This is a genomic window from Alicyclobacillus tolerans (assembly GCF_900142255.1).
Classification (GTDB): Bacteria; Bacillota; Bacilli; order Alicyclobacillales; family Alicyclobacillaceae; genus Alicyclobacillus_I; species Alicyclobacillus_I tolerans.
Map to the genome: position 1 here is coordinate 36,415 of NZ_FRAF01000005.1, position 17,202 is coordinate 53,616.

Annotated in this window: 14 protein-coding genes and 1 riboswitch; of the genes, 12 read left to right on the top strand and 2 right to left on the bottom strand. The window is 39.4% G+C overall.

The features are described from left to right. Positions 1-84: 84 nt before the first annotated feature. The gene (locus tag BUA75_RS03870) at positions 85-663 is read left to right on the top strand and encodes a tetratricopeptide repeat protein (protein WP_072873277.1); all 579 of its coding nucleotides are present in this window, start codon (positions 85-87) and stop codon (positions 661-663) included. 227 nt (positions 664-890) lie between these two features. Next, positions 891-1,994, top strand: coding sequence for a diguanylate cyclase (locus tag BUA75_RS03875; RefSeq protein WP_165611942.1), 1,104 nt, complete (start codon positions 891-893; stop codon positions 1,992-1,994). A gap of 71 nt (positions 1,995-2,065) precedes the next feature. Here BUA75_RS03875 and BUA75_RS03880 read toward each other — a convergent pair whose 3' ends face one another. Further along, a complete protein-coding gene (locus BUA75_RS03880; protein ID WP_072873279.1) occupies positions 2,066-2,809 on the bottom strand; it encodes a hypothetical protein in 744 nt (247 codons plus the stop codon). Positions 2,810-2,941: 132 nt separating this feature from the next. Then, positions 2,942-3,029, bottom strand: a riboswitch (cyclic di-GMP riboswitch). 74 nt (positions 3,030-3,103) lie between these two features. After that, positions 3,104-4,954 (bottom strand): aminodeoxychorismate synthase component I, encoded by a 1,851-nt coding sequence (gene pabB, locus BUA75_RS03885; RefSeq protein WP_072873364.1) that lies wholly within the window; start codon positions 4,952-4,954, stop codon positions 3,104-3,106. 146 nt (positions 4,955-5,100) lie between these two features. On the opposite strand from pabB, the gene BUA75_RS03890 reads away from it, so the two are divergent. Genes BUA75_RS03890 through rfbC form a run of 10 tightly spaced genes read left to right on the top strand, consistent with a single transcriptional unit; the run spans position 5,101 to position 17,135 of the window. Then, positions 5,101-6,561 carry an undecaprenyl-phosphate glucose phosphotransferase gene (locus BUA75_RS03890; RefSeq protein WP_072873280.1) on the top strand — a complete coding sequence of 487 codons (1,461 nt, stop codon included), beginning with the start codon at positions 5,101-5,103 and terminating at the stop codon, positions 6,559-6,561. Then, on the top strand, positions 6,545-7,552 hold the full coding sequence (locus tag BUA75_RS03895) for a glycosyltransferase family 2 protein (RefSeq protein WP_072873281.1): 1,008 nt from the start codon (positions 6,545-6,547) through the stop codon (positions 7,550-7,552). The genes BUA75_RS03890 and BUA75_RS03895 overlap by 17 nt, the downstream gene beginning before the upstream one ends. Further along, positions 7,553-8,443: a glycosyltransferase gene (locus tag BUA75_RS03900; RefSeq protein ID WP_072873282.1), complete on the top strand. Its 891-nt coding sequence runs from the start codon at positions 7,553-7,555 to the stop codon at positions 8,441-8,443. Between the two features lie 18 nt (positions 8,444-8,461). Further along, on the top strand, positions 8,462-9,523 hold the full coding sequence (locus BUA75_RS03905) for a glucose-1-phosphate thymidylyltransferase (RefSeq protein WP_072873283.1): 1,062 nt from the start codon (positions 8,462-8,464) through the stop codon (positions 9,521-9,523). A 53-nt stretch (positions 9,524-9,576) separates the two neighbouring features. Next, positions 9,577-10,314 (top strand): ABC transporter permease, encoded by a 738-nt coding sequence (locus tag BUA75_RS03910; RefSeq protein ID WP_242650243.1) that lies wholly within the window; start codon positions 9,577-9,579, stop codon positions 10,312-10,314. 1 nt (position 10,315) lies between these two features. Continuing rightward, positions 10,316-11,068, top strand: a complete 753-nt coding sequence (locus BUA75_RS03915; RefSeq protein WP_072873285.1) for an ABC transporter ATP-binding protein — start codon at positions 10,316-10,318, stop codon at positions 11,066-11,068. Between the two features lie 51 nt (positions 11,069-11,119). Further along, on the top strand, positions 11,120-14,647 hold the full coding sequence (locus BUA75_RS03920) for a glycosyltransferase family 2 protein (RefSeq protein WP_072873286.1): 3,528 nt from the start codon (positions 11,120-11,122) through the stop codon (positions 14,645-14,647). Positions 14,648-14,698: 51 nt separating this feature from the next. Further along, positions 14,699-15,715: a dTDP-glucose 4,6-dehydratase gene (rfbB, locus tag BUA75_RS03925; RefSeq protein WP_072873287.1), complete on the top strand. Its 1,017-nt coding sequence runs from the start codon at positions 14,699-14,701 to the stop codon at positions 15,713-15,715. Then, a complete protein-coding gene (rfbD, locus tag BUA75_RS03930) occupies positions 15,712-16,581 on the top strand; it encodes a dTDP-4-dehydrorhamnose reductase (RefSeq protein WP_072873288.1) in 870 nt (289 codons plus the stop codon). The genes rfbB and rfbD overlap by 4 nt, the downstream gene beginning before the upstream one ends. After that, on the top strand, positions 16,578-17,135 hold the full coding sequence (gene rfbC, locus BUA75_RS03935) for a dTDP-4-dehydrorhamnose 3,5-epimerase (protein WP_072873289.1): 558 nt from the start codon (positions 16,578-16,580) through the stop codon (positions 17,133-17,135). The genes rfbD and rfbC overlap by 4 nt, the downstream gene beginning before the upstream one ends. Positions 17,136-17,202: the final 67 nt, after the last annotated feature.

Genomic DNA, 17,202 nt, shown 5'->3' on the forward strand with positions numbered 1-17,202 from the left:
CGGGCTAGCAAGCATGGGCTAAGTGCTTCCATACAGAGAAATATTTCTGAGACAAGCCCAAAGCGAGGAGAGGTGACAAGAAAAATGAAAAAACTTCTTTTGTCCCTGACAACTGTAGCTACACTCGGTCTAGTTGCTGGTTGTGGCACTGTCAATCAAACTGCCAATCAAGCGGCCAAGCAAGTTCAAAAGACTGCTAACCAGGCCATCAAGACACCCGGAGGAGTCATGGTAGGCGCTACCGCATATTATGGCGCAGCAAATCTTAAAAAATTTGAGAACGCGGCCAAGGCGCAACCTAAGAGCGAGAAGGCGCAGATGGATGCAGGTATTAGTGCTTTTGATAACCAGCAGTTTGAGAAAGCCATCACTTATTATCAGAAGGCGGCTCAATTAAACCCTAAAGACCCAATTCCTTTAAACAATATAGGTAATGTCTATTTCCGGGGGTTGAAACAGCCAAGCCAGGCTTTAGCGTATTACAAAAAAGCTACACAAATAGGTCCAACATACGGAGTTGCGTGGCTTAACTTATATCTCGTACAGATACAACTGAACCAAAAACAAGCAGCCAAGCAAACTCTTCAACAGGCTTTGAAAGTAGTGCCAAAATCCAACGCTTACTATTCAGACTTGCAAAAAGATCTGAATTCCCTGAAGTAATGTGCTTTCTATATAGATCGATCCTCCGCAAGACAGTGTCCTAGTTTTGCGGGGGATTTTTTAATTCTAAAAATAGAATGAACCTTTTGTGCATAAGATATTGAGAATTCTATAAGCTAACTGTACAATAGGAGAAAGTTTGTCTTCCCATTAGTGGATATTCCATACAACGACTAGTATTTATAAAAAAAGATGAGAGATTGTCGGAGGGAAAAGGGGAAATGGACGTGCTCAAAATTCCACAAGCCAAATCTTTGTTGAATTCTGAGGATGCCCATGCCTCCAAGGAATGGCCACCCAAGGTTCGACGTGAAGTAAATCCTGCCCTCTCTGGTGAAGATGCTGTTCATCGTCGCCGTTCACCGATGGAAACCAGTGAGCGGTTAGGAGAGGAAGGGCTGGAAATGGCCGCGAGTGATGCTGCGCAATTAGCGCTGTACGAACACTTGGATTTGCTTTCCGACATTCTCAAACATATGTCCGATCCGTTGGCAGTTGTCCGCCAGGGGCCAGATGGTGAGTATACTTACATTTTTGGCAACCCATCAGCGGAAGCGCGTATTGGGGGATGGCAGGGACTTACTGGACGTTCTTTGCATGATGTGCACAGTATCCATGTGCTCGAACAACTCATTCCACTTATGCGCACTGTAACGCAAAACAGCGGGCGGCATGTAATGGATATGGATTTTGAAGGCTGGTGCGGCGAAGTGGTTGTTGACCCTCTTCCGCAGCGGCTTGCTGAGCATCGCTATTTTCTTCTAACTATACGTGATATATCTGAGCGTAAACGCTATGAAAAGAAACTGAAAAAGGCTGCCTATCGCGATCCGCTGACTAAGCTCCACAATCGTCGATACTTAGATCGGTGCCTGCGACTTCTTCGTAATTCTCGCGCAACATATGGACTTTTTTATATTGACTGCGATAATTTTAAATTTATCAATGATCGTTATGGTCATGACGCAGGCGATGCGTTTTTGGTGCAATTTTCAGAACGTTTACGTGGAGCGGTGCGCCAAAGAGATGTGGTTGTGCGCCACGGTGGAGATGAATTTATTGTGCTCTGCCGAATACACGGACTGGAAGAGTGTAATCTGGTAGGACAACGTCTCGTTCGCGCGTTGAGTGGACAATATACCATCGCTGGGCAGACCATTGAGGGCGCGGTTAGTGTAGGGGCGGCCTGTTATCCGGTGCAAGTGGAGTCGCTGGAAGACTTGATTTTGGCTGCAAACGAAGCTATGCATCAATCCAAACATGAGCGTAAAGGACAATTGACCGTGTACCGGTTTGTTTCGCCAAAGTTGGAATCTTTGCTGAAACGTTGAAACCGCTTGTTTCTCTGTTGGCGAGATATTGCTTATCATAGCAGTACACGGTCAAATGCCATTTTTACCCTTTAATCTCCGGAGTTATCCCCTGTATTGCCATATACTGATCCTGTGGTTGACCCGTCTCCTGAATCACTGCCGTTATTCTGTTGTGAATTGTTTTGTCCGTCTTGTCCATCATTTTGATGATCTTGACTGTCGCCGTGATCTCCATGTTTTTGAGAAAATTGTTGAATCAGGTTTTGCAGAACTGAGTTTGCGTTGCCCGGATTTCCTTCTGTTTCTTGTTCAGCTCTTAACAATCCTTTGGCCCAAACATTTAAATCACTCGTGCTGTTATCCGATGTGCTCGTGTTGGTGGACGTACTCGTACTGCTTAGCAATCCATTTAATTGATTCAATACTTGTTGCTGGTCATTGCTCGGAAGTTTCTCAATACTTTTTAGAATATCTTTAAAATCTCCCACCTGTTGATCTAGGTTGCTGTTCTCACTGGAAAGTTGTTGTAGGCTCTGTGATGGAGAATCCATAGAGAAGTTTTTGACGTCGCCATTCCACTGGTTCACAATACCTTGTTTTTGGAGCACTTGCTGTACGGCATAAAGTTCAGCATAAGTTGTGCCGCCATAAACAAGAGCACTGCCCTTGATGCCGTCGTAATTTGCGATTTCTTTCTGAGCCTGGACAAAGTTGCTGGTAGCTGCAAACACAGCACCTCCCGCAAGCAGCGAGCCAAAGAGCGTACCAACGACTGCACCGGTAAGGAGAGATTTTTTGTCTGGCTGTAATTGACTGAACCATTTCTTCATCAAGTTTACCCAACCCCTTTTACTTCGATGGATGAAGCCAGTAAGATTGAATCTGGCTTGAAAGAAAAGAAAAGAAAAACTGGCAGACAGGCTGGAGGACACCTGATTGCCAGTTAAACCACGTAATCATTCATGAGTGGCAACTGGCAAGCATGGCGATTCTCTCGCTTTAGCCCCTTTAGCTTTGCGTCCCTGCATTTCCACAGGTTTGCCTTTGACACATGTTAAATTTAATTCTTAAATTTGTTTTTATCATAATCATTCTATTCGGGCTTGTCTATAAAAAATAGAATATAATTAAATATTTTTGCATATTTCAACCTTTCTCCATCCGCGAACCGAATTGATAAACCATAGATGCTCCGCATGCAACACGTCGTTCAACGTTAGCACGCTTTCTTCTACAAGTCCTCGTTTTATAAGATGTTGGCGCAGCGTACCTGCTAAAAGGCCACAATGGCGATGGGGTGTCCAATAGCGACCCTTATCCCATACGACTAAATTACCAATCGTGAATTCAGTTACTTCACCACGCTCATTCCAAAGTAAAGTATCAAGTACATTAGGATTGGTTGAAACGTGTACTTGATAAAGGTTTCGATAGGTTGTTTTGTGATAGAGAAACAAGTTTGTTGAGTCCACGGGGTTTTGGGCAAGGATGATTTTTAAGACAGGGTTTTGCCTGGTGCTTTCTGGGTTTGGCAGTGCATCGGTTCTACCGTGCATACGTTCTGTAGGTTGAAAGTTGATATCATATCCTCCTTTTGCATCCACAGTCAGACGTACGCGCAAAGCTGCTTCATGAAAATTGGCGATGCTCAGTGAATGCAAATCAGCAAGAATGCGTTCTTCTGGCAAAGGGAAATGGAAAAAGGCTGCGGATGATCGCAATCTTTCCATATGTTCCTCTAATAGCACAAACTGTCCATCTTGCAGTAAGAGTGTTTCTAGTAAAGCAAATTCCTTATGGTAAAAAGGTGAACGATTTTGTCTGAGAAATGCTGTTTTCGCCTGAGTCTCACGCCACTCTTCGGTTGGTGTAGAATCTATGGTTATGCCTCCGCCAACACCGTATTCGGCTTGCCAAGTGTTACCCTCTTGATGCAATGTAACGGTACGAATGGCCACGTTGAATAACGCATCTCCGCCTGGTTTGACATAGCCAATAGCTCCACAGTAAACTCCGCGTGGTTCAGCTTCCAATTCAGCAATACGCCGCATTGTTTGAATTTTTGGCGCTCCAGTAATCGACCCGCAAGGGAACAAGGCGCTAAAAATGTCTTCCAAACGGACGTTGGGTTGCAAGTTTCCACAAATGGTGGAGGTCATTTGCCAAACGGTAGGATATTCTTCAATTTCAAACAGCACAGGTACATGTACACTGCCGATTTTACAAATCCGGCTCATATCGTTGCGCAGCAAGTCGACAATCATTAAATTTTCCGCTCGATTTTTTTCGGATTGCTTCAACCAATCTCTGTTGTACAAGGTTTCCTCCAGCCATCGACCTTTCTCTGCGGTTCCTTTCATCGGTTTGGTCAAAAGAATACGTTCAGAACTTTCTCTAGATGCAGAGGTACGGAAAAACAGTTCGGGTGAGAAAGAAAGCAGACGCCAACCGGGAAATTCCAAATAAGCTGCATACGGGCAATTTTGCTGTTCTTTCCAGTATTCATAGAGAGTCTGCGGATTTTCATTCAATATGGTATGCAACCGATAAGTGTAGTTCATCTGATAGGTTTCGCCGGCTTCAATCAACCGTCTTATAGTATCGAGATCATCCGCAAATTGCTGTTCCGTCTTGGACGGCGTCCATTGATTGGGCAAATTTATGGAAGCGGTTTGCGGAGATTTTGCAGCTGAATGTCCATGCTGGACGTCCGCAAAAATGGCAAACCAAGCTAGTGGCAGTTCTGTTTGCTGCGCACAGACTTGATAAGCGTCGTCAAAAGCTGGGGCGGCTTCATAACTCAGAAAACCGGCTGCGTAATAGCCCGAGCGACTCCATAATTCAACATTTTGGAGGACAGGCCGTACTTCGGATAACTGGTGTGCGGCAAAAATTTTGATCGGTTGTGAGAAGCAAAGTTGTTCAGGCTGATTGTTTTCATCATAGAAGTCAAAACACAGTTTGACAGAATCTTTCATTGACACGTTAGAATCACCTTCAAAAAAGTTGATCACTTCGCTATACTGTACACAGTGAAACTTTGTCAAATCTTAAAATTTCGGATAACCTGAGTAAAGAGATAGAACAAGCATGGTAAAGGGTTGAAGGCGCAGGAGGGAAACCGTTGTTTCGAACCTACCAGGTCTTCTGGAATCGTATGTTTCAGGTCATAGACGCCTGCATTGTCATTTTGTCGTTTTTTGTCGCTTGGCGTATCAAATTTGATACTGGACTTCTTCCTTACCGCGGACACGAACCATTGGCTAGCTTTTTGCCGGCCATTTTAATCAGTTTGCCGCTCTTCTGGCTGGCTAACTGGATAGGTGGTCTTTATAAGCCAATTCGTTCTCGCACTTTTTTTCAAGAAGGTGCGGCGCTCATTCGTTCGCTGTTTTTTGGCATGTTGTTTTTCATGAGTTTGCTCTATTTTCTCCATTTGGCTCAATTTTCGCGTGCCGTTCTGATTTTATTTGCAGTTGTCTATGCGGCGCTCATTGTTGTGGAGAGAATAGCTGTCCGCGGTGCGCTCAGTTTGCTGCGCAGTCGCGGTTTTAACAAGAAATTTATTTTGCTCGTAGGTTATACGCCTGCCACAGCGCGGTTTATTGAAGCCATGGATGCGCATCCCTGGTTTGGCTATCATGTACTAGGATGTGTTTTACCGCAGGGGGCAAGTTTTATCACTCGTGAAAAACCTGCCTTGCCAGTTCTTGATTCTATAGACAATCTAGGTGATGTGCTTCATGAGCATTTGGTCGATCACGTTCTTATCTCGCTCTCCCGCCAGGATGTGTCTTATCTTCCGCATGTCATGAGTGTTTGTGAAACACATGGCGTGCAGTCGCTGATTCTCCCTGATTATTTCGATGTTCTGCCTGCTCGTCCACGCTTTGAGACATTCGCGGGTATGCCGTTGATTGATACGCGCTATGTGCCACTGGATGACGCTCTCAACGCTATGTTTAAGCGAGCGTTTGATATTTTATTTTCTGTACTTGTTTTAGTAGGCTTGTCTCCGCTCTATTTGGCTATTGCACTGGCGGTCAAACTGACCTCTCCTGGTCCTATCTTATTTAAACAGGAGCGAGTTGGCAAAAACCGCCGCTTGTTCACCATGTATAAGTTTCGTACCATGGTGGTGAATCCCTCAGTTTCATCGGTTGTTGAGAATGTTGATGGCAACCATGAAGTGGCGGTCACTCAGTTGGAAGCGGATTTGGGTTGGACGGTTCCCAACGATTCAAGGCGCACAGCGCTTGGCAAGTGGCTGCGAAAAACCAGTCTTGATGAGTTGCCGCAATTTTGGAATGTTTTGATTGGCGATATGAGTGTCATTGGCCCGCGTCCAGAACGTCCTCAGTTTGTCGATAAGTTCAAGGAGGAAGTTCCTAAATACATGGTCAAACACCGTGTGCGTCCGGGTATTACAGGTTGGGCGCAAGTCAATGGCTGGCGTGGCGATACTTCCATAGCGGAGCGAATCAAGTTTGACATCGATTATATTGAAAATTGGTCATTGCTCCTTGATTTTCAAATCGTCTGGAAAACGCTGACGAGAGGGTTTGTGGATGAGAATGCGTATTGAAAAGAAAGATGAAAAATCTGGATTGGCAGACTATTCATCGTCTAATCAACCCTTCGTACAGGTGCAAATGGTAACTTATAATCATGAAAATTGGATAGAACGCACCTTATTATCTATTCTTCATCAAACATATCAACTTATAAGAATTTTAGTCATAGATAACAATTCTTCCGATCAAACAGTTTCCAAAATACATGCTCTTTTTCCGGATATAGAAGTCATTGAAAATCAGAGAAATATTGGATATTCTGCTGCGCATAATCTTGGTTTCCAAAATGCTTTGGAATCTGATATAGAATGGGTCATGACCATCAATCCGGATGTCGAACTATTACCTGATTATGTTGAAAAGATCATGTATCGTATACATGATTTTCCGGATGCAGGTGGTTTTACGGGGAAATTGCTTAGGGGTAAAGAAAATCCAGACAACCAGATTATTGATAGCACAGGCTTGGTTAAAGGCCCGTTTTTTCATGTTTTCGATCGCGGTGCTAATTGTAAAGATTCTCCTTCTAACAGTTCTTCAAATGAGGTTTGGGGAGTTTGCGGTGCTGCTGCAATTTATTTTTTACCTATGTTCATGGATATTCAAATGTGGAATGGAAATTATTTTGATGAATCTTTTTTTATTTACAAAGAAGATGTTGATGTTTGCTGGCGTTCACAAATTCGCGGATGGAAATTTTACTATATTGCTGATGCTGTTGCCTACCATAATCGGGGATGGAAAAAGAATTCACCGCCTTCTCAACTAGCAATAATTCATTCGTTTGCCAATCAAATTGCGCTATTGATGACATACGCAGAGAACCCACTCTATAAATTCCTTTGTATGATGGTAGAGTTCATTAGGTTGATGAGAATATTCATTGTTCATCCAAGTTTAGCCACACAGATATTACAAAAAATATTTAAACAATATCATTTTGTCATACAAAAGAAAGCTTTTTATCGGGAAAATTCAGAATGGCGGGAGGTGAGCAGCTAAATGGTCTCAGTACTCTTAGTTACTTATCAATCGTCAAAAGTATTAGAATCATGCTTAAAACATTTGGCGGATTGTTCCTTGGCAGATCAATTGGAAATCATATTGGTGGATAATGCATCAAGAATGGAAGATTGGAAGTATACAAAAAAATTATTGGATATGTATCAAGAGAATTTCTATAGTGTAAAGTCGATGAGACTAGATAAAAATCTTGGTTATGCTTTTGCGAATAACAGAGGGGCGGAGAATGTTGAGGGAGAGTATTTGTTATTGCTCAACCCAGATTGTTATGTAGGAAAGGATGCTATTGAAAAATGTTTGCATGTTCTTGAAAACAGAAAAGATATAGGGGCGGTTGGCTGTCAATTAAGGATGCCAAATGGTGAACTTGATTTAGCCTGCAAGCGTTCACTTCCTACATTATGGAATTCAGCAATGAAATTTTCAGGAATGGCTAAAAGATTTTCTCAAGCAAAATGGATTGCCAGTTACAATTTGACCTATTTACCAGATGATATTTCTTGTGAAGTAGGTTGTATTTGTGGAGCATTCCTATTAACACGCACGAGTCTATATCGGGAACTATCTGGATTAGATGAAGATTATTTTATGTATGGTGAAGATATTGATTTTTGTAAGAGATTAAAAGATAGAGGATTTTTGATTTGGTATTTAGGTGAAACGACATCTATTCATGTGAAGGGCGGTAATGGAGGAAAAAAATCAAAGAAAAGTTTGCATTCCTTTTATAATTCCATGGATATTTATTTTCGAAAAAATTCTAACCATGCTCGTTTGAGCATTTGGATGGTTCAATGTCTTATACAAATTATTTTATTTCTTCATAAATTAAAATTTGATTGGGTTTCCAAAAGTATTAAAAATGTATGATTGTAAAGGAGATTATAAATGAAGGCACTCATATTGAGCGGTGGGACAGGAAGTCGATTAAGACCTTTAACATACACGAATGCCAAACAATTAATTCCAGTTGCTAATAAACCGATTCTTTATTATGCTATCGAGGCCATTAAGGAAGCGGGTATAGAAGAAATAGGGGTTATTGTTGGAGAAACCAAAGATGAAGTGATTTCCGCATTAGGTGATGGTAGTGAGTGGGGAGTGAGTTTTACATACATTCCTCAAGAGGCGCCACTTGGATTGGCGCATGCTGTTAAAATAGCGGAAGATTTTATTGGACAAGATGATTTTCTTATGTTTTTAGGAGACAATTTGGTTAGACAGGGAGTTAAATCATTTGTTGAACAATTTCAGAGAGAGAAGCCTAATTCACTAATTCTTTTGTCACGTGTAGATGAACCACAAAGATTTGGTGTTGCTGAACTGGATGGTGGAAGAGTTATACGTTTGGTTGAGAAACCCAAAAATCCACCAAGTGATTTGGCGCTTGTTGGAGTATATCTTTTTGATAATCATATTTTTCAAGCTGTACATTCGATTCAGCCTTCTTGGCGTAATGAATTAGAGATAACAGACGCTATTCAATATCTTGTTGATCAAAACTTTAGAGTGGATGCGCACATTATTGATGGATGGTGGAAAGATACAGGGAAACCAGAGGATGTCTTGGAAGCTAACAGAATGATGCTGGAACAAATTGATTCTCGAGTGGATGGTTATGTATGTGAACATTCACAAATTATAGGACGAGTTGTTGTTGAAAAAGGAGCAAAAGTCATCAAAAGCACATTGCGAGGTCCACTGATTATAGGTAGCGGTAGTGTTGTTGAGGATACGTATATTGGACCATTTACAGCCATTTCGGAGAATGTAGAAATAAAAAATAGTGAAATAGAAAATAGCATAGTATTAAAAGAAGTGAAAATTTCCGATATACAGTGCAGGATAGATTTTAGTTTAATTGGCAAGGGAGTAAAAATACAAAAACAGAATAATAAACCAAAAGCATATAATTTTGTTATTGGAGATAATGGGCAAATAGATTTGTAAAATTGGAGGATATAATGTTTTCGAGAATTCGAGAGGTTTACGATTATCGAACTATGTTTTGGGGATTGGTTACCTCAGATTTAAGAACAAGATATAAAGGATCAGTGCTTGGGTTCCTGTGGACATTTTTAAATCCTTTATTGATGCTATTGGTCTATTCAGCAGTTTTTTCGTTAATTATGAGATCGAATATCCCGCATTATGCAGCTTTTCTTTTTATAGGCTTGTTAGCATGGAATTTATTTTCAACTTCATTGAGTTCTGCATCTGGTGTTATTGTAAGACAAGCATCTTTAGTCAAAAAAATCTACTTTCCAAGAGAAATTTTACCACTTGCTATTGTGGCTTCAAGTGTAATTAATTATATATTTTCACTAGCGATATTAATACCGTTCTTGATATTATCAGGAATTTATCCTTCGTGGTCCTGGTGTCTGTTACCGTTGGTTTTGCTGTTTGAGGCAATTGCAACAGCAGGTTTTGCACTTTTGTTTTCATCTATTAATGTATATTTAAGAGATGTAGAGCATGTTCTTAATATATTTTTAATGGCTTGGTTTTATGTAACACCTGTTGTTTATTCTTTGAGTATGATTCCACATAAGTATGCAGAGTTTTTTAAATTAAATCCAATAACGGATTTCGTTGTTTCTTTTCAAGGAATCCTTTATTATCATCAACCGTTAAGATGGAAGCTGTTTGCATATGCAGTATTATTTAGTTTGATAATTTTAGGGATTGGCTGGATGATATTTAATAAATTGAATCGTCGATTTGCGGAGGAAGTTTAGAATGGCACAAGTGGATTATGCAATTAGAGTGAAGAATGTAACAAAGAAATTTAAGATATACGGGGAGAGAAACCAGACTTTAAAAGAGAAGCTTCTATATGCAGGCAGAGCAAAACACAAAGAATTTATTGCACTTGATAATGTATCTTTAGATATAGAGAGAGGTACAACTATAGGGCTTATTGGTGTGAATGGTTCTGGTAAAAGCACATTGTTAAAAATTATTTCAAGAATATTATATCCAGATACAGGAACTGTAGAAGTAAATGGTAGAGTTTCAAGTTTGTTGGAACTTGGAGCTGGGTTTCATCCGGAGTTTACTGGGTTAGAAAATATTTTTCTTAATGGTTCATTAATGGGGCTTTCTAAAAAAGAATTAAGCAAACGCGTGGATGAGATAATTGAGTTTTCTGAACTCGGTGATTTTATTTATGAACCGATTCGTGGCTATTCATCTGGAATGTATATGAGACTAGCGTTTTCTATAGCAACACTGATTGAGCCAGATATATTGTTGCTAGATGAAGTCCTAGCCGTCGGAGATGCGGCTTTTCAAGCGAAATGTATGAGAAAAATGGAAGAATTAAAAAATAAAAATAGGACAATTGTACTGGTAAGTCATGATTCAAACGCTGTAAGGAGGATATGTGATGAAGTCGTTTGGCTACATTGTTCGAAAATCTTTGAAATTGGCAACAAAGATATAGTTATTGATAAGTATAATGAATCCTTTATGGAAAAACAGTTAATATAAAACGTTTTCTAAAGTTATTTTGATAATTTGATTAATGTTGAGAGGGATAAAATGAATAATATATCAGAGAATGATATGAAAAATTTTATTGTTGCTTTGCAAAATTTAAATATTCCTGAATTAAGAACGGACGTTACATCTTGGCATGGACATATGCCATTTGCATTTTTTTTAATTGCTGCAATAAAGCCTAAGCTGTTTGTTGAATTAGGAACTCATAAGGGGGATTCTTATTGTAGTTTTTGCCAAGCTGTAAAATTATACAATATTAATACTCAATGTTATGCTGTTGATACATGGAAAGGAGATATACATGCAGGTTTCTATGAAGAAAATATTTATAATGAACTTCTGAAGTACAATAATGAACGATATGGTGATTTCTCAACTTTAATACGAACTACGTTTGATGAGGCAAAAAATTATTTTGAGAATAACACAATTGATTTATTACACATAGATGGATTACATACTTATGAAGCTGTAAAAAACGACTTTTTAAATTGGTATCCAAAATTAAGTGAAAAAGCAGTTGTTATTTTTCATGATACACAAGTTAAAGATTCTAGCTTTGGTGTATGGAAATTCTGGGAGGAAATCAAAAATCATTATCCTAATTTTGAAATAAAAATTTCAAATGGATTAGGATTAATAGCTGTTGGAAAAGAGATTCCAAGTGGAATCAAGCCTATATTATTTGATAAAAATAGTTCTGAATTAATGACAAACATTATTACATATGCTGGAAAACTAATTTTAGAAAATGATTTAAATATAAAGTTGTTAAATGAGTTGCATGCTTTTCTAGACATTGAAAATTTGAATATTGAAAATCTATCAAGCTATTTTATGAAATTATATTGGGGAAAGGATGATTTGGAATTTTCAGAGCAAATTTCTCAAGAAGTATCCTTAAGAAAAATAATTATAAATAAAGAAAATCTCAAAATAAATTTTAAAATCCAAAATGAATATTTTAAAGTAAGAATTGATCCAGTAAATGCTCCAGCAATTATTGGTGATTTTAAAATCTTTTTGTATAAGAAAGAAGCATTAATGAAACCGATTGAATTGAATCTTTTGGATCTTCAATGTAATAATATATTGATTAAAGATAATAAATTAATTTGTTTAAATAACGATCCTCAAATTATAATCAAAAATATCAATATAAATGATTATGATGAATTATGTGTACAATTTGGTTCTATAAAAATTATTAATCAAGAATTCGCTGATATTATTGAAGATTTTAATTCTGATTTAACCCGAATGAATGAAAGTGGAGATATATTAATAAACCAACTAAATCAAATGGAAATAGAGATAAATAAATTAAAATCATTTATTAAAGACAAAGAAAATGAACTTCAAATTTTAAGTGAAAAAAATAAAATAATCAAAGAAGAAAATCATAAAATAAAAGAAAAGATCAAATTTTTAGATGAAAGTTTAAATTCAATTATAAACACAAAGGGTTGGAAGATGCTAAATTTTTTGAGAGTTATAAGAAATTATATAAAACATCCGTTTTTTTATTTGAACAAGATATTTTTATCAATAAAAAGGTTTGGAATAAGGCAAACGATGCATCGGATTTATAATAAAACAATTACTGAATTGAATTCAAATATTGTTTCATATGATCATTGGCAGAAAAATAATGAGATTGAATTTTTAAATAAAAAAAATCAAATTGAGGCTGAAATAAGTAGTTGGAAAGAAAAACCGCTTATTTCGGTAGTTATGCCAACTTTTAATACAAAGGTTGAATGGCTAAATGATGCAGTTAATTCGTTGCTTATTCAACCCTATAGCAACTGGGAACTTATAATTTCTGATGATAATTCATCGGATAGAAATACAGTAAATAAACTTAGTGAATTAAGTAAGGTTGATAGTCGAATTAAGGTTTTTATCAATAAAAAAAATAGTGGAATTAGCCAAAATACAAATATTGCAATCTCAAATGCGTGTGGGAAATTAATTACTTTTCTTGATCATGATGATACGCTTGCGCCATATGCATTATATGAAGTGGCAAAAAAATGGAATGAAACTCATTTTGATATATTATATTCAGATGAAGATAAAATAGGAGAAAAAGGATATGAAGATGCTTTTTTTAAACCAGATTATTCCGCTGATTATTTACTATCATGCAATTATATAAACCACATTACTGTATATAAAAGAGATTTGCTTGATAAAGTAGGAAATTTAAATAGTGAATATGATGGGGTACAAGATTATGATCTTTTATTAAGGATGACAGAGGTATCGAACATAATTGTTCATGTTCCAAAAATTCTTTATCATTGGAGAAGAGTGCCAGGTTCTACTGCTTCATCATTTGACTCTAAGTCATATGCGCAAGAAGCAGGAAAAAAAGCCATTCAAGCTGCATTAATTCGTCGCGGCGAGGATGCAATAGTGCTTGATACAATTATACCGGGGCATTATAGAGTTGAAAGAAGGATAGTAGAAGAACCATTAGTATCAATAATTATTCCCATTCGAGATAATTTTGAATTATTGAAGAATTGTTTGGATAGTATTAAAAAAAGTAGTTATAAGAATATTGAAATTCTAATAGTGGACAATGGTAGTAAGGATAAAAATACATTAGAGTATCTTGAATCTTTGCGCGAATATAAAATTCTTAGGTATGATATTCCATTTAATTATTCGAAATTAAATAATCTTGCAGTTAAAGAGTCGACGGGAGCATATCTATTGTTCCTTAATAATGATATAGAAGTGATTTCAGAGGATTGGATAGAACAAATGTTGCAACATGCACAACGTAAAGAAGTGGGAGTGGTAGGAGCAAAATTATATTATCCCAATAATAAAGTACAGCATGCAGGTGTGATATTGGGGATTGGTGGTATTGCTGGGCACTCGCATAAATTTAGTAATAAATATTCAAGTGGATACTTTTCTATGCTTGTAGATATTCGAAACTATTCAGCGGTAACTGCTGCATGTATGATGGTACCAAGGAATGTGTTTGAAAAAGTAGGAGGATTTAATGATGAATATCTAGCTGTTGCTTTTAACGATGTTGATTTGTGTTTAAGAATAAGAGAGGCTGGATATCTTTGCGTATTTACACCATATGCAGAGTTAATGCACTACGAATCATTATCACGAGGGAAAAATGTGAACTATAATGAAGTATTTTATATGCAAAAAAAATGGGATCATATTATAAAGAAAGACCCATACTATAATATAAATCTTTCATTACTGTACGAGGATTTTAGATTCGACGCTTCGCGCAGCACTAAATTTGTTCCTAGTTTAAAAAAACTAATGGAAATAGCGGAAAATGTAATTGATTATAATAGAACAAATAATGAAAAAGGCAAGTTAAAAAATGCAGTTGATAGGATAATAGAAATTATGTATTCAAGACCAGATTTATTAAAAGAGTTTTATGAAAAAAATGAGGAGCTTGATATGGCAGGTCTTATTAATTGGGCATTAGAAATAGGGATTAAATACGATAGTAGTAAAGAATTACTCGTAGAATTTCAAAACGATTATAAACATATACAAAATATATTAAATTAGTTAGCATGGTTATGAAATCTAATCAAACTTTTTATCCCCCCGGAGGTTCTCATGCGCATTCTTGTCACTGGCGGTGCTGGTTTTATTGGAAGCAACTTTGTACGCTATACGCTTTTGCATCATCCTGACGACACTCTTGTCAATTATGATGCTTTAACGTATGCAGGCAATTTAGAAAGCCTGCAAGATATACAACAACATCCCCATTACCAGTTTGTTCATGGAGATATCCGTGATGGCCAGAAACTCAGCGAGATCGTCCAGAAACATGGGATTGAGGCTATAGTCCATTTTGCGGCAGAGTCGCATGTCGACCGCAGTATTCACGAGCCAGCCGCGTTTGTGGAAACCAACGTGCTCGGGACACAAGTGCTTCTTGACGTGGCCAGACAGTCGAGAATTCAGAAGTTTGTTCATGTGTCCACAGACGAGGTGTATGGCACGCTTGGCTCAACCGGTTATTTTACCGAGGAAACGCCGCTTTCGCCCAATAGTCCCTACTCCGCGAGTAAGGCTGGTTCAGATTTACTCGTCCGAGCCTATCATGAAACCTATGGGTTAAACGTCAATATTACGCGTTGTTCCAATAACTATGGCCCCTATCAGTTTCCCGAAAAGCTCATCCCTCTGATGATTTTAAATGCGTTGGAGAATAAGCCGCTGCCCGTTTACGGGACCGGAGAGAACGTACGCGATTGGCTGCATGTAGAAGATCATTGTCGGGCGGTCGATCTCGTTTTGCGCAGTGGTGTTCCAGGACGTGTCTACAACATTGGCGGTCACAATGAACGTCGCAACATCGATGTGGTACGAGACATTTTGCGTGTGCTAGGCAAACCAGAAAGTCTGATTCAATTTGTGACCGACAGACCGGGACATGATTTGCGTTATGCGATAGACCCGACGCGAATTGAACAGGAACTTGGCTGGAAACCGATCCACACTTTTGAGACAGGTTTACGCGAAACGGTTGAATGGTATGTAACGCATCAGGAATGGTGTGAACGTGTCAAGTCTGGAGAGTATCAACGATTCTACGCATTGCAATACGGTGGAGACGCATCATGAAAGTGTTGGTGACAGGCGCAAACGGTCAACTAGGTTATGATGTGGTTCGTCTGGCCCTGCAGAAAGGCCATGAAGTTTTTGCTGCTACACGTCACGAGCTGGACATCACCCATTTGGACGAAACGCGGCGTGTAATTTCTATGCAAATGCCTGAGGCAGTGATTCACTGTGCCGCCTATACAGCGGTGGATGCGGCTGAGTCGGACGCAGACACTGCGTTTCGCGTGAACGCCTATGGTACACGCAATGTAGCGTTAGCTTCCGAAGAAGTTGGAGCGCGGCTTGTCTATGTGAGTACTGATTATGTTTTTGACGGTTGCGCAAACCAACCGTATAGCGAACATCATCCAACCGCGCCACAATCGGTCTACGGAAAATCCAAGCGTGCTGGTGAGGAACTGGCGCAGATGGTTTGCCGGCGCCTGATGATTGCTCGCACCGCTTGGGTGTACGGAGAACATGGAAATAATTTTGTGCGTACCATGCTGCAGCTTGGACGTACACGCGAAGTTGTGCGTGTAGTGGATGATCAAATTGGCAGCCCCACCTATACTAGGCATTTGGCCGCCGCACTATTAGCGTTGTCTGAGCAGGATGTGTACGGCATTTATCATCTGACAGGTGGCGGTCACTGTTCATGGTACGACTTTGCGGCGGAAATTTTTCGCCTTGCCAGTTTGCCTGCGCGACTGGAGCCTTGCAGCACAATCGAATTTCCCCGCCCGGCGCCCCGTCCCGCCTATTCAGTGTTGGACAATTTAGCGCTTCGCGTCAACGGAATGCCGCGATTACCGGCTTGGCAAGATGGCTTGCGAGCGTATTTGCAAGAAATAGGCGAATACAAAGAAGGGAATGTTGACGTGTGAAAGTGATAGACCGTTGCCTAAACGGAGTTCTTTTGCTTGAACCCGTTGTCCATGGAGATCATCGAGGATTTTTTCTGGAAAGCTTTCGTCGCGATCAGCTGAAAGATTTGGGTGTAGCAGAAGAATTTGTCCAAGACAATCATTCCCTCTCTGCAGAAGCCGGAACACTTCGTGGTTTGCACTACCAAAAACCACCTGCTGCACAGGGCAAACTGGTACGTGTGACGAGCGGTGCTATCTACGATGTGGTGGTGGACATTCGCAAGTCATCGCCGACATTCGGACAGTGGCGGGGTTTTCTGCTCACCGCCAGCAATTTTCGCCAGCTTTGGGTTCCGCGCGGGTTTGCGCATGGTTTTTGCACACTCGTTCCTCAAACTGAAGTTCAATACAAAGTGGATGCGCCCTACAGTCCTGAGCATGACTGCGGCATTCTTTGGTCCGATCCGTCGCTTGCCATCGATTGGCCGTATAGTCAGCCTGTTCTTTCTGACAAAGACAAACGCCATCCTCTGTTTAACGATGCGGAACATTTTGAATCCATCATTGAATAGCGGATCGGCAAAATGACCGGCTTTTTTCCGCTCATTGCCTTGGCACTTGCGCCGCGAGCGCATTCTG